Annotated in this window: 14 protein-coding genes; 8 read left to right on the top strand and 6 right to left on the bottom strand. The window is 54.7% G+C overall.

The features are described from left to right. The first annotated feature begins 31 nt into the window (after positions 1-31). Entirely contained in the window at positions 32-400 is a 369-nt protein-coding gene (locus tag ACP2AU_RS15315; protein WP_426377087.1) for a histone-like nucleoid-structuring protein, MvaT/MvaU family, read from the top strand. Positions 401-439: 39 nt separating this feature from the next. Here the strand turns inward: ACP2AU_RS15315 and ACP2AU_RS15310 are convergent, their stop codons facing one another. Continuing rightward, complete coding sequence (locus tag ACP2AU_RS15310) at positions 440-1,390, bottom strand: GGDEF domain-containing protein (protein ID WP_426377086.1); 951 nt, start codon at positions 1,388-1,390, stop codon at positions 440-442. Between the two features lie 2 nt (positions 1,391-1,392). Beyond that, entirely contained in the window at positions 1,393-2,421 is a 1,029-nt protein-coding gene (locus ACP2AU_RS15305; RefSeq protein ID WP_426377085.1) for a response regulator, read from the bottom strand. 358 nt (positions 2,422-2,779) lie between these two features. On the opposite strand from ACP2AU_RS15305, the gene ACP2AU_RS15300 reads away from it, so the two are divergent. Continuing rightward, positions 2,780-3,661, top strand: coding sequence for a hypothetical protein (locus tag ACP2AU_RS15300; protein WP_426377084.1), 882 nt, complete (start codon positions 2,780-2,782; stop codon positions 3,659-3,661). 45 nt (positions 3,662-3,706) lie between these two features. Then, entirely contained in the window at positions 3,707-5,155 is a 1,449-nt protein-coding gene (gene sbcB, locus ACP2AU_RS15295) for an exodeoxyribonuclease I (RefSeq protein ID WP_426377083.1), read from the top strand. Positions 5,156-5,326: 171 nt separating this feature from the next. On the opposite strand, the gene ACP2AU_RS15290 is transcribed toward sbcB, so the two are convergent. The 3 genes from ACP2AU_RS15290 to ACP2AU_RS15280 all read right to left on the bottom strand — a co-directional run bounded on the left by ACP2AU_RS15290 (position 5,327) and on the right by ACP2AU_RS15280 (position 8,024). Then, entirely contained in the window at positions 5,327-5,713 is a 387-nt protein-coding gene (locus tag ACP2AU_RS15290) for a type II toxin-antitoxin system VapC family toxin (RefSeq protein ID WP_426377082.1), read from the bottom strand. Between the two features lies 1 nt (position 5,714). Next, positions 5,715-5,954 carry a type II toxin-antitoxin system Phd/YefM family antitoxin gene (locus ACP2AU_RS15285; protein ID WP_426377081.1) on the bottom strand — a complete coding sequence of 80 codons (240 nt, stop codon included), beginning with the start codon at positions 5,952-5,954 and terminating at the stop codon, positions 5,715-5,717. 66 nt (positions 5,955-6,020) lie between these two features. Continuing rightward, complete coding sequence (locus tag ACP2AU_RS15280) at positions 6,021-8,024, bottom strand: hypothetical protein (protein WP_426377080.1); 2,004 nt, start codon at positions 8,022-8,024, stop codon at positions 6,021-6,023. On the opposite strand from ACP2AU_RS15280, the gene ACP2AU_RS15275 reads away from it, so the two are divergent. Both ACP2AU_RS15275 and ACP2AU_RS15270 read left to right on the top strand, forming a co-directional pair. Beyond that, positions 7,940-8,479 (top strand): type II toxin-antitoxin system HicA family toxin, encoded by a 540-nt coding sequence (locus ACP2AU_RS15275; protein ID WP_426377079.1) that lies wholly within the window; start codon positions 7,940-7,942, stop codon positions 8,477-8,479. The genes ACP2AU_RS15280 and ACP2AU_RS15275 overlap by 85 nt on opposite strands. After that, positions 8,476-8,826, top strand: a complete 351-nt coding sequence (locus tag ACP2AU_RS15270) for a type II toxin-antitoxin system HicB family antitoxin (protein ID WP_426377078.1) — start codon at positions 8,476-8,478, stop codon at positions 8,824-8,826. Before ACP2AU_RS15275 ends, ACP2AU_RS15270 begins: the two co-directional genes overlap by 4 nt. A gap of 108 nt (positions 8,827-8,934) precedes the next feature. Here ACP2AU_RS15270 and ACP2AU_RS15265 read toward each other — a convergent pair whose 3' ends face one another. Next, positions 8,935-10,752, bottom strand: a complete 1,818-nt coding sequence (locus tag ACP2AU_RS15265) for a flagellin (RefSeq protein WP_426377077.1) — start codon at positions 10,750-10,752, stop codon at positions 8,935-8,937. A 362-nt stretch (positions 10,753-11,114) separates the two neighbouring features. Here ACP2AU_RS15265 and ACP2AU_RS15260 point away from each other — a divergent pair, with 362 nt between their 5' ends. The 3 genes from ACP2AU_RS15260 (at position 11,115) to ACP2AU_RS15250 (ending at position 13,624) form a co-directional block, all read left to right on the top strand. After that, a complete protein-coding gene (locus ACP2AU_RS15260; protein ID WP_426377109.1) occupies positions 11,115-11,435 on the top strand; it encodes a nucleotidyltransferase family protein in 321 nt (106 codons plus the stop codon). A gap of 250 nt (positions 11,436-11,685) precedes the next feature. Next, on the top strand, positions 11,686-13,119 hold the full coding sequence (locus ACP2AU_RS15255) for a flagellin (protein ID WP_426377076.1): 1,434 nt from the start codon (positions 11,686-11,688) through the stop codon (positions 13,117-13,119). A 70-nt stretch (positions 13,120-13,189) separates the two neighbouring features. Continuing rightward, entirely contained in the window at positions 13,190-13,624 is a 435-nt protein-coding gene (locus ACP2AU_RS15250; RefSeq protein ID WP_426377075.1) for a flagellar protein FlaG, read from the top strand. The last annotated feature ends 66 nt before the right edge of the window (positions 13,625-13,690 follow it).

The raw sequence follows: 13,690 nt of genomic DNA, 5'->3' as shown, positions 1-13,690 counted from the left end.
TTAAAACCAACCAATGAAAGGTTTTATTTCCATGGCAAAGATTAACGATTATTACCAGAAGAAACAGCTGATGGAAAAGCTGGCCGCCGAGCTGGAGCAGCTTGAAGAAGACCAGGCACTGAAGAGCGAACTGGAATTTGAAAACAAAGTTCGTGAATTGATGAAAGAATATGACAAATCCCCGAAGGATGTTCTGCAGATTCTTGCGGCCATTGATCCTTCTATTTCCGGTGCCAAAGCCGAGACTGCAACCGGCAGCCGCCCCAAGCGCCCGCTGAAAACCTACAAAAACCCGCACACGGGTGAAGTGGTTAAAACCCGCGGCGGTAACCACAAGACTCTGAACGAGTGGCGTGGAAAGTACGGTAAAGAAGCCGTTCAGGGCTGGCAGCAGGACTGATGGTCTAATCCCCTCTCGTGTTCACGGGAGGGGGTGCGTTTACCGGATAACCACTTTATTTCGCCCGCTTTCCTTCGCTTCATATAAAGCCTCATCGGCTTGCTGCATCCATTGCATATAGTTCTCCGGCGTTTCCGTTAATTGCGCGATACCCATGCTTACCGTGTACTGAATATCGCCGGCCGTCGTCTTCACAAGACTGGTTTCGATAGCCTCGCGAATCCGCTCACAGATAATCCTGGCGTTTTCAGCATCGGTTTCCGGCAGGATAATGCCAAATTCCTCCCCCCCGTAACGGCCGGCACTGTCAGACTGGCGGATGTTACTGCGTGTGACCTCGGCGGTGTGCCGGATCACGTCGTCTCCGGCCAGGTGGCCATAGGTGTCGTTAACCGGTTTGAAGTGGTCAATGTCGAACATCACCAGGCTGGTGGCCTGGCCATAGCGCCGGAAACGCTCGTATTCGGCGTCTACCAGGTTTTCCCAGGTGCCCCGGTTCAACAGGCCGGTTAGCCGGTCGGTCATGCTCAGCTTCGCCAGCTGTTCGTTGGCTCGTTCCAGGGCCCGCTTGCTGCTGGCAAATTCGGTCACATCGTATATCAGCAGGCACACTTTCGTTACCTCGCCCGTGGGCGCAGTAATCGGGCTGATGGTCAGATTCTGGAACATATATTCTTCGGTGCCGGTAATCGGGCGGGTGTTCCGGAACTTGAACAGATACGGGCGCTGTTCCCAGGAAGTAAATGCCCGGGTGTTGAGCATGGCCACTGCGTCCACTTTGCGGCTGAGCCAGGCTTTCGGGATATCGGGAAAGGCATCAAACAGATTGTTGTCCCGAATCTGGCTGGCGGTGATGCCGCTGTGGTGTTCCATGAAGCCGTTCCATGCCTGCACGTGGAAATCCAGGTCGAGCACCACCAGCCCGACTTCAACGGATTCGAGCATATCCATCAGCCAGTGAAATTCGTTGACGTCCTGATCAAAGCCCATAATCAATCCACCAGATACGCAAGGCGTTTTTCAAGGAAGGGGATGGAGTCTTCGGTTAACAGAATCAACATATTGCAGCGAATATCCTGTTTTTCCAGGGCGTAACTGATTTCGATGCACAGAAGCTGCTCTTCCCGTTTGCTGTGATGGTCCAGCAGTTCGTTTACGGGGCGGTGCTGGCCAAGAACGGTGGGGTGGCCCAGGCCCAGTTTCAGGTCCAGCTGGTCACCGATGCCGTTAATAAAGGCCCCAAACAGAATGCTGGACATGTCCATCAGCACTTCAACGTTTACCGCCTCGCCTTCCAGCACATCGTAGTGCAGCAGCTCTGCCATTTCCCGGAAGCTGGCGTCTTCAAACAACAATAGCGCTTCGCCTGCAATGCCGGCGCCGGTAAAACCCTGGCAAACGGCGGAATAGTGCTCTTCGCGCTGGGCGGCGGAGATCGCCATGTGTAATTCGGAGTTGGCAATGAAGGCCACTTTCGGTATGGGTTGTTTTACGAACACTCTTAATAGTCGTGCCAGTAAATCGGAGGAGCGCCCCATGGCCACATTGGCAATTTCCTGCAGGTAATCACTCAGGCTGACGGAGATTTCCGGCGCGGGATTGTCCCGGCTGTGCAGAGCGGCATCATTCAGCGCGGCGTCTTCCAGCTCTGTCGGGCGGTAGAAGCCGTACTCTTCCAGCAGGCGTGCCACCTGGCCGGTATCGGTTGGCTTCTTGATGAAATCGATGGCCCCAAGCTTGCGCACCCGCTCCCGGGCTTCCGGCTGGATGTCCCCGGAGACCACGATGGTCAGCACCGGGAGATCTTCTTTGCGGATGCGTTCGAGCACCTGATAGCCGTCGAGTTCCGGCATATTCAGGTCCAGGAACAGCAGCTCGGCTTGCTTGTCGCGGAGAATAGCCAGCGCTTCGTTACCATTGCCCGCGAACAGGATGTCGTCTGCCAACCCTGGGGGCAGGGCTCTGGCCATTTGTTTTTGCGCCAGGGCGGAATCGTCGCAGATCAGGATTCTGGTGGTCATGGAATAGTGTCGAGTGCCCGAAAACAAGTGCGTGAGTATAACAGCACAGCTGTTTATGTATATGTCGACGACATTAACGCAGCGGGTGTCGCGTCAAGTTTTGAACGATTAAAGCAGATTAGTCTAAACCTGTGATGCCCTTCATGCTTGAACGGGAAATGAAGGTTGCGTAATCAGCGAATGTGAATTGGCTCACTCTCTTTACGTACGGTGCTCAGATATAGTGCTGGTACGGTCAAAAAGAAACAGTTTGTTACAAACAATAACGACCGTATGCCAGCACCGGAATAATAAAACCAGCGGGCGGGCATGGAGTCGGCGTCGAAACTGGCTCACACAACAATCAGAGACACAATCTATGAAAACGCAAGCGTACGGATGCGCTGCCCTTGCCGCGTTTTGCCTGGGTATTACGCCCGTTTCCCAGGCGGAGCTGGAGCCCATTTCGGATAGTGCCATGGGCGAGGTAACCGGGCAGGCCTTTATGAAGATTGAAAACATCCCCGGCCAGAACCACGACTTCACGCGGATGACGCTGAGCATGGATGTGGAAACCCGGGTGAATGTGGATGATATTCAGGCGGGCCAGATCAACGGTGGCTCGGATTTCTCGGCGACTCATCTTGCCCTTGGCCATATCGCCCGTAACGACGGTGAAGTGTTCAATGGCAAAACCTACAATGCCGGCGACGACATTCCCTTTGAAGCACGAATGCCTTATATCGAACTGGCCGAAGATGCTGCCGGCCTGGCCGGTTTCCGCATGGGCTTCGGGCAGGCACGAGGGTCGGTGTCATCCCAAACCACCAGTTTCAGTGGCGATATCGGCCTGAAAGTGCAGGACAAAACAGACGGCACCGTATACGACACCTATTTGTTCGACGGCGATGGCGGTGCCGCCACCAACTATCGGGCGTCTCATATCGGTATAGACCCCAACTCCTGTGTTTCCGGCACCAATTGCACGCCATTAACCCACCTGCAGTCACTCACGGTGGGTGAGGATAACGGCAGCACCGATGGCACCATCGGGTTTACCGACGCGTTCTTTATCGGTTTTCAGCGTGACGACGGTGTAGCGTGGAAAACCCTGGATGGAACCAACAGCATCAGCGTGGGTAAGGGGGTGTTTATTAACCTGCCCACGAACATGACGGTGGATCTCAGCCAGCTGGTGGGCCCTAACGGCATTGAGCGGCATCGCACCCATCAGGTGGATATGGGGACGAAGCTGTTTTGATTTTGCTAGACTTCTGCCTCTGAACCAACACGCAGGAGTTTTCTGTTGATCCGCTCATTCTACTGGCACGATTACGAAACCTTCGGGGTCGACCCGCTGCACGATCGCCCTTCGCAGTTTGCGGGTGTGCGCACCGATGCGGATCTCAACATCATCGAAGACCCTCTGGTAATTTACTGCAAGCCCGCAGACGATTACCTGCCTTCTCCTGAAGCCTGCCTGATTACCGGCATTACTCCGCAAAAAGCCCTGGAAGACGGCTTTCCCGAAGCGGAGTTCATTGCCCAGATTAATGAAGCGTTCAGCCAGCCCGGCACCTGCGCCGTGGGCTACAACAGCCTGCGTTTTGATGACGAGGTTACCCGGCACACGTTGTATCGGAACCTGCGCGATCCCTACGCCAGAGAGTGGCAGAACGGCAATTCCCGTTGGGACATCATCGATATGGTGCGCCTGACCTACGCCCTGCGGCCCGACGGTATTAACTGGCCGAAGAAAGAAGATGGCAGCCCGAGTTTTCGCCTGGAAGAGTTGACGGTGGCCAACGGCATTGCCCATGAGGCCGCCCACGATGCCATGTCGGATGTCTTGGCCACCATCGCGGTGGCGAAGCTGATCAAGGAAAAGCAGCCGAAACTGTTCGACTTTGTGCTGAAACACAAAGACAAACACTCCGCGCGCCAGATGCTGGACACCGGCACCATGAAGCCGGTGTTTCACGTGTCTGCCAAATTTCCGGCTACTCGCGGTTGCTGTGCGCTAGTGGCGCCGCTGGCGGAGAGCCTGAGCAACAAGAATCAGGTGATTGTGTACGACTTGCGGGAAGATCCGAGTGAGCTGATTCACGCGACGGTGGAGGAGATCCGTAAGCGGGTGTTCACTTCCCAGGCAGAACTGGGTGAGGGCGTGACCCGATTCCCGTTGAAAGGGATACAGCTGAACAAGTGCCCGGTGCTGGCGCCGGCGAATATGCTATCCACACTGTCGGCAGAGCGCCTGGCAGAGCTGGAGTTGGACGGCGATGTGCTTCGGGCGAACCTGGCAAAACTGCGTCAGGCCCCGGATTTGCCCGCCCGCATCGCCCAGGCCTTTGAACAGGATTTCCAGGGCAGCGACCTGACCGACCCGGACGAGCAATTGTATGCGGGCGGGTTTATCAGCAAAACTGATCGGGACAGGCTCAACGATGTGCTGAGCCAGCCAGTGGAGGCCCTCGCCGAGCAGGAGATGACGTTCGACGATGGGCGCCTGCCGGAGATGGTGTTTCGCTACCGGGCACGGAATTATCCCGGCTCGCTCACGGGCGAGGAAATGGAGCGCTGGGAGCAGTTTCGTACCGAGCGGCTGATGCAGCCAAAAAAAGGTTGGCGTTCGCTGGAGGCGTATGGGCTGGAGTTGCAGCGCCTGGCGTCGGACCCGGAGTTAACGCCAAAGCGGCAGCAGATTCTTGAGGATTTGCACCTGTACGGTGAATCCCTGATTCCTTATATGTAAGTGGAGGCAGACCCCAAGACATTTCGGGTTGGCAAATGTCCGGGGCTGCTTCGGTAATCAGACGGTACACGAAGGCAGGTTTGTCCTGGCCGATGCGCCATGCGCGGTCTGTGGCTTGGTGCAAAAGAGAAAGCTACCGGAAACCCACTGTGTGCTCAAACGAATTTGGGGTCATACCATGCGAACAGGGCCGGGGTATCGAGCAACCTGTCCATCTGAGGTTATCAGCAAGAACCCCTCGGTTTCGGCTTGGGCAACCAGAATTCGGTCGAAGGGATCCTTGTGAATATCAGGAAGGTGGCCTACCGCCAGTGTGTGTTGCGAGGTGACAGGTAATTCCAGATAGCCGTTATCTACAAGTCCCCGCCTCAGTAAGTGGGGGTCGACACGAAAATCCGGTCGGCCCAAGCCGTTTTTGATGACGACTTCCCAAAGGCTGGCAGCACTGAAATACAAGCGATGTTCTTTGTTGCTAATCAGTGCTTTTGCCTGCGGGGATAACTTTGAGGGCTCCGCTGCCGTCCATAGCAGCAGGTGAGTGTCCAGGAGCAAGTTCACGTCAGCCTCCGAACATTTCGGCTATGTCCTCCTGCCCCATCCGGTCAAAGTCATCCGGCACAGTAAATTCCCCAACCATAAAGCCAATCCGTTTCTGCTGGCTATCTTCCGGTGAATCGTAAGCGGAAACACGGGCAACGGGTTTCCCTGCTTTAGCGATGATAAAAGCCTCACCTTTGGCTGCACGGGCAACCAGCTGTGATAAACGCGTTTTTGCTTCGTGCATATTGACAGATTCCATCGTGCTCTCCGATCGATTAGCTAAGCTTGGTTAGTTTAGCATTGTCGGGCTGAGCTCACTACCGTATTACCGCCTCCGCTGAAAATACACGCTCAGGTTTTGCCCCATCAGGCTCTGAACTTCGCTGCCCAGGGCATCCGCCTGAATCTGGCGCTGCACCGGCCCGGTCGCCAGGCTGTGGCCGTCTTCATCCCGGGCTTTCAGCAGTTTCCACTCCACTTCGTTGCTCATCAGCGACATCAGGGTTTTCAACTGGCTGACGTCCTGCGGCCGGAACCAGCGGTCCCGGCAGCCGCCGAGGCTGTAGAAATCGCCGTCTTCGAGCAGCTCGGCCCAGATGGCATCCTGCCGGTTGGCCAGTACCATGCGGCGTAGCTGGCGGAGCGAGGTGCGTGTGGGTTGCAGATTATGCTCCGCGACCAGTCGGCGAATGTGCTTGTCGCCCTGGGTTTGCTCGGCCAGGGCGGTATACATGTGTACCACCGCGCCACGGCCGCTCGCCTGATTGATCAAGGCTGCCAGAGACAGCTCGGTCATGGCCGGCGAGGGCATTCGGCCAACTTCGACCCAGTGCACCTGATGGCCATCGGCCACAAAGCGCTGGGCGATGGACCAGGGCCAGAACACCACGTTGTCCATGTTCAGTTGCTGTGCCATGCGGGTACCCTTGGCAACGTTCGCCAGGGATTCGTCGACGGCAATTACTTCCACATCATCCAGGTATTGCGCCAGTTCCAGCGCGCGCTGGCCGGACTGGGCTCCGCAAACCATAATGCGCAGGGTGTCGGGCAGGTTGTGGGTGTTTACGCCCAGTTCCTGAGCCAGAACCGCCTTCAGGCTGGTTTCGGTGCGGTACGCCAGTTGGCTCCAGGCCGGCCATGCCTGAGGCACGTCGGTTTTTTCCAGGCAGAGCTCGTCGGCCTTTTCCTCGAAGTTTTGCTTGATGGCTTCTTCTTCAGCCCGGTTGTAGTAGCTGGCCGCCATCATGGCCTGCATGGCCAGGGGCCAGTCCACCAGGTTCCATTGGCCCAGACTCACGGCGAATGGCTGATGGAACAGGGCTCCGTACATCGCGCTGATCATCAGCGAGCCAATCAGTGCTTCCTGGGGCTCGCCTACGGCAAACTGGGCGACGATGCTTTCGTTAATGGTAGCCGCCAGGCGTTCTTCGTCGTCTTCCGCCGCCAGAGCAAACCCGGTGCGCTCTGCGTATTCGGCGATGGCCAGGCAGAGCGGTTGCAGCTCGTCCCGCAGGCTGGCGGTTTGGGCAACTTCGGCGATGATCGCACGGCGCAGCAGCATCACCAGTTCTTCCACGGCGGCATTCGGCATCAGGGTTTTCTGGAGCGCCAGAATCAGCAATTCGTCTTCGGCGGCAACATCCAGGAAGATTTCAGCGTTGGGATTATCCAGATCGTACTGCTGCTGAACGATGGCGCCGACAAACCGACCGATCTCCTGGTGCGGCAGGCCGTCTCTGCGCAGCAGGGCAATGGCATCCTGAGCCAGCTCGGCATCGGCTTTATGAACCTGCAAATGCTGGGCGCAGGTGAGCATACCCGAGTAAACCGAATCCCACTCGGAGCCGGTTTGCAGCAACTTCCGGTAGTGCAGGTAAGCCACATCGAACTGCCCCTGCAACCGCTTGGCGTGGGCAATGCCGCAGAAAGCGGCGGCGGATTGCCGGTCGCACTTTAGGGCCTGCAGGAAATACTCCTCCGCCAGAGCCGGGCGTTCGCTTTTCAGCGCCCAGTAACCCAGGTTGCAGTATTGCTGCGCCTGCGCAGGTTGCCGGTTCAGGCTGGCGTTGAACAGCGCGTGGGCTTTCTCCAGCTGGCCGTCGTCCATCTCCACCCGGCCAAGCAGGCCCAGGGCGGCGGCGTTATCGGCTTCCAGTTCCAGAGCCTCGTTCAGGTATCCCCGGCACTCATTCCGCGCCTTCAGCCGCTGAATGTAGGAAAGCCCGTTGCTGTTAGACTCGCCATATGCCAGGTTCGCCTGGAGCACCAGGCGCGCAACCTGAGCCTGAACCGAGCGGGGAAGATGCGCGTTATGATGTTGTACTTGCATGGAACACCTCGTTACCAGCCAATATCCGATGCGGCAAAGGTCTGCAGTTTTTTGACGGTTTGCCGGGGTTTGGGGGGGGTGTTGCGAAAGGTGTGCCAGTTTGGGAGCCGACCCCAATCTGCTCTAGTTGCTTGCGAATAAAACAGTGCAACCGTAATATGGTTGCAAGAATTGATCAGGATGATCCAATGGTTAACAAGGAAAAGTTCAGGGCGAGGTTGCTCAGGAAACCCACGCCAAAAGATATTACGTGGGCCGAGTTACGGAGCTATTTACTCAGATTAGGGTTTGAAGAGGTGCAGGGTAGTGGTTCGAGGGTGCGGTTTTACTTGCCTGCGGACTCCGGCGAACGCGGCGTGATGATTCGATTGCATAGGCCGCATCCGGAGAAAGTCTGTGGCCCGCTGATGATTCGGGATGTGGCGCAGACATTGAAAGCCTGGGGGCTGGTATGAATTCAAATATCTTGAAATACAAGGGCCAGATTGGCTCTATCGAGCACGATTTAGACAGAGGTATGCTCTATGGCAAGCTTCTGTTCATCAATGATCTCGTTACCTACGAGGCAGAAAGCCTGCGGACACTGGAGCAAGAATTCCGAATTTCGGTGGATGAGTATCTGGCAGACTGCACCGCGATGGGGATTGAGCCGAATAAGCCGTTCAAGGGCTCTTTCAATATTCGCATTGGCAGAGAGTTGCATAAGAAGCTGGCCATGAAAGCGGCCGATGAAGGACTGGGGTTGAATGAGGCGGTGCAGCTTGCTGTGGAGCGGTTTGTGGTGGGAGAGGAGCGTTATTGAGTGTACTTAACGCAAGGCGCATTTGGCGCAGCAGAATGTCTTGAGGTCAGGCCCCAAGATAAAACGGCCAGGTTATTAGCCTGGCCGTTTTAGTTGTGCTTAGAAGGTTTAGCCCTGTAGAAGCTGCAGCACCTGCTGAGGCCGGGCATTGGCCTGGGCCAGCACCGAGAGGCCAGCTTGCTGGAGAACCTGTGTTCGGGCCAGCTCCGCGGATTCCGCCGCGAAGTCCGCATCCCGAATTCGGCTGTTGGAGGCCGAGAGGTTTTCGGAGGTGGTGGCCAGATTGGCAATGGTAGACTCGAAGCGGTTTTGTACCGCACCCAGTTCGGCGCGGTAGCCGTTGATGGTATCGATGGCGTAGTCGACGGCGATCATGGCGAGGTCTGCGCCCTTACTGGTCGATATGTCGATGTCGTTCATGGATACCGTTTCCGTTTCAATCGTCGCTACGACGGATTGTAGTGTCTCTGTGGCAGCGTTGAAATTACTATCACCATCCAGGTCTGCAAGCACCTCAATTGTAAATGGCTCTCCGAATTGAGATGAAAAGTAGACTTCGTTGTTGTTAGCGTTAAGGTTCGCTTCGATGCCCGTTTCATTCGACTTTGCATTTACTTGACTGACCAGATCGTTCAGGGAGGTTAGGCCTTTGAATTCGTAGGGCTCGCCATTGATGTTGATATTGAAATCATAGGCCTCGCCATCGGAGAAGCTCTCGACCAATGATTTAGGTTCGTAGGCTTCTACAGCAAGTGTGCTGTTGAGTTTCTCCTGGCTGCCATACGGGGTAATTGACACTTCAGGCGTTGTGAAGGCTCCATCTGATCCATTCGTGATGTCAAAGTTATTGTCTGCAGTATTATAAGCAACCGTTACACCATCCACGCCAATGGCGTTCTCAATCTCTGTGGCAATCGATTCACCGGCGGTATTAAGTGTTCCCGTAGCCGTGATATCAATGAAGTTTCCGCCGACATTCAGTGTGCCACCATTCGTGAAATCTGCGCTTGAAATATCAAGGATGTCGTTCTGTTGGTTTCCAACCGAAATACTATCACCGCCAGCGTAACTGATTTCCGTTGTGGTGGTATCCGTCACGACCAGATTGAACTTTGCCTCAACGGCAGCTCCGGTTGTGTTTCGGAGAACCAGTTCCGTGCCATCGGAAATCATTGATATGCCGGCTAGAGCTGTCTCGCCAGAAATCTGGGTGTTGATTGCCGCGGCAAGCTCTGCAGTTGTGTCGTAGTCAGCGGCAGTTAGATCAAGCACTTCGCCATTAACAGATATACTTCCTCTAATGTTGGTAGTGGGGGGCGTACCGCTGAATGCAAAATCGGAACTGATATCCAGAGCTGCTGATTCATTTTGGGTGATTGTATCCGTGGCGAATCCGTCGGTTGAGGCCAATGTTGCACCAATCTGACTCCCTCTGGAGTCAAGGCCGCTCACGTCAATCGTCTCACCTGTATTGGCGCCGACCTGGAAGGTTTGTGTATTGAAGGTGCCGTCCAGAACTTTCAGGCCATTAAATGACGTTTGCGACGCAATACGATTGATTTCCTGAATTCGCTGCTGAACTTCCTGATCCAGCGCCTGACGATCTGAGATGCTGTTTGTCGCGTTAGCAGCCTGAACTGCCAATTCCCGAATACGCTGCAGGTTATTGGTAATCTCATCCATTGCCCCCTCAGCCGTTTGCGCCAGGGAAATACCGTCGTTGGCATTCCGCTGCGCCTGGTTCAGGCCGGAAATCTGGGACTGGAATCGCTCCGAGATGGCGAGACCAGCCGCATCATCCTTGGCGGAGTTAATGCGCAGGCCCGATGATAGGCGCTCAAGTGCGGTATTGGCCTGCCCCTGCGAGGCGTTCAGATTACGCTGAGCATTCAGCGACGCAATGTTGGTGTTAATGACCTGAGGCATATCAATTCTCCCTGCTCAGAGGTGCCGGAGGCCTGGTGCCCGATCTTGAAGGGGAACCCTCACCGGCGGAAATTCGTTAAATTGCCGTTTTGCCGTGTACTAAGCGAAGGGTGTGCCATGTTTCAAAATTGAGTCCTATTAGGCTGTTTTTATTGGCTAATTTCTTTTGCTGACAGTGGAGGGGCGATTAGGTATTGCCGGAATTATGGCGCGAGGGAAGGAAAGGGGTTGCCGGTTGCCGGGAGCGTTGGTGGTGCATTTCACGCCATAAAATGTTCCGGGGTGCGACTTTGAAAGTATTGATTTGCGAGCAGTGGCGGTATGATGGAAGCTAATCAGAGCCTCAAGAGATGGGTTTGACGATGCAGGCATCCTTGCCAGAGATGTTTCAGGAGCACAAAGGCGCGCTTACGAAGCTTTGTAAACGTCATCATGTCAGTTTTCTGGCTGTGTTTGGCTCGGCCGCTACGGAACGTTTTCGGGAGGATAGTGATCTCGACTTTCTCGTGGCGTTCGAATCTGATCTATCTGCTCGTGAGATTGCCGCTGCGCTCTTCGATTTGAAGCTGGATTTAGAAGATCTTTTTAACCGCCCGGTTGATCTGATCACCGAGGCCTCACTGTCGAATCCTTATTTTTGGCAATCGGTTTTGGCGGGCCAGAGGGAGCTTTATGCAGCCTGAGGCTCTAAAAGCATATCTACGGCATCAAAGTCCTCGTTAGAGCTTTTTTGTTCCACTCCACGTCACCAAGTGCCCTCTGCGCTGACCCCAAGACCCACGTTTTACATTCCTTTACAAAATCCCCGAAAATTTTCCTAAAGCAACCGCACAAGGCGCCGTTAAGTGGAGTAACAGGGCGGCGCTCCCAACTTAAAACTTGGGCGCCAAACCTTTTCCATGAAAGAACGACATCGGTCGAAGGAGAAGCATTATGGCTCTCGGTATTAACACTAACGTTGCGTCACTGACTGCCCAAAACCAGCTTGGCAACTCCCAGAAAATGAATGATCAGGCGCTTGAGCGGCTGTCTTCCGGTCTGCGGATCAACTCTGCCAAAGATGATGCGGCTGGCCTAGCCATTTCTACTCGCTTTCAGTCACAGATATCAGGCTTGGGTGTCGCTCAGCGTAACGCCAATGACGGTATCTCGCTGGCCCAAACGGCTGAAGGTGCTTTAGACGAAATTACCAACAATCTTCAGCGCATTCGGGATCTGTCTGTTCAGTCTGCTAACGCTACCAATAGCGCATCTGATCGAGCTGCTCTTCAGGCGGAAGTTGATCAGTTGGTAGAAGAAGTGGATCGTGTTGCTACGCAGACCACATTCAACGGGACCAAAGTCCTGGACGGTACGTTTACTGCAAAGAGCTTTCAAGTCGGCGCCAATGTTGGTGAAAAAATCACTGTTGATAACATTGCGAATGCCAGAAGTTCTGCATTGGGTACCTTTACTGGTGTTAGCAAAGCAGATGTTGGTGTTACTGGTTCTGCTAGCGCAAGTAATCTGTCTGTCACTGTTGGTAGTAATGCTGCAGTAGATTTGGGTGACGTTAACGAAGATGCGAAAGATATTGCCGAGGCTCTTAATAAGTCGGGAGTGGCAGGTCTTTCTGCTACCGCTGACGTAAATACGGTGGCGGGTACTTCCGCAGTTGGTGGCACTGCTGTAACCACGGCTGGGACTGCAGTTCTAACAATCAATGGTACTGATATCGACGTCGCAGTAGTGGATGGCGATAACTCTGCAAATAGTCGGGCGGCTCTAGAAGCAATTAACAGTGTATCATCAGTGACTGGAGTAATTGCTGAAGACAAGGGCGGTAAACTCGACCTGGTCGCCGCCGATGGTCGTAATATTACTGCAAACATTGCTGTAGGTACCTCAGCTGGTACTGATTTAACGAGCTTGGGTATTGGTGCGACAGCTGGTGATGTTAACGCCTCAGATGTTGACATTGAGTTCAAAACTACTTCTGACGAAGTTAATAACTCGCTGGTCATCTCTGGTGCTGGCTTGGCTGCCTTTAATGAAAATATAGGTAAGACCGGTACGGCATTGAGTGCTATTGATATTGGTACAGTGCCTGGTGCGGAAAAGGCTATCAACGCGGTAGATGGTGCGCTTGAAGCTATCAACTCGGCTCGCGCTGATCTGGGTGCGGTCCAGAACCGCTTTGAGTCTACCATCAATAACTTGGCAACCTCAGTGGAAAACCTGAGCGCCTCTAACAGCCGTATTCTGGACGCCGACTTTGCCGCAGAAACAGCGAAGCTCTCCAAGTCCCAGGTGCTGCAGCAGGCCGGTATCTCGGTCCTGGCGCAAGCGAACGCCCGTCCGCAGCAGGTTCTGTCCCTCCTGCAGTAAGGGGCTAGCGGTAACAGCCGGAACCCTCGGGTTCCGGTTTTCCGCCGTTTGAGGATAGCGAGGTAAAGCTATGAATGACGTTAACCTGAACAACCCGAACCTGAAGCTGGTGAATGCCGGTGATCAGGCCCCGGTGAAGGCGCTGTCGTCATCTCAGGCCGAGGGCCGGAACGCCCCTGACCTTGCTGCTTCTACTGCCGGTGCTCGCCAGGTTCAGAATACCCAGGTTGCCAACGAAGCCTCCAAAGCGGAACAGCTAAAGGAGCGCAGCGAAGCGCAACGCGAGGGTTTGGATCAGGCGGTGAGCCAGCTGAACGATTTTGTTCAGAACGTGCAGCGGGATTTGCAGTTTGAAGTGGATAATGAAATGGGCCAGACCATCGTAAAGGTGGTTGATCAGCAAACCCAGGAAGTGATTCGCCAGATTCCGGATGAAGTGGCTTTGAGGTTGGCAGAAAAATTGCAGCAGGATGAACCGCTGACGTTGTTTAACATCAAAGTGTAAAAGCTTGCCGCTTTTGCGCGGATGACAGCAACGGTATTTCAGCACCGCCGCACCCGAGAGGGTCCG

This window comes from Marinobacter sp. VGCF2001 (genome assembly GCF_049943275.1).
Taxonomy (GTDB): domain Bacteria; phylum Pseudomonadota; class Gammaproteobacteria; order Pseudomonadales; family Oleiphilaceae; genus Marinobacter.
Note: the sequence above shows the minus strand (reverse complement) of the source record. Positions and strands in the feature narration are given on the sequence as shown.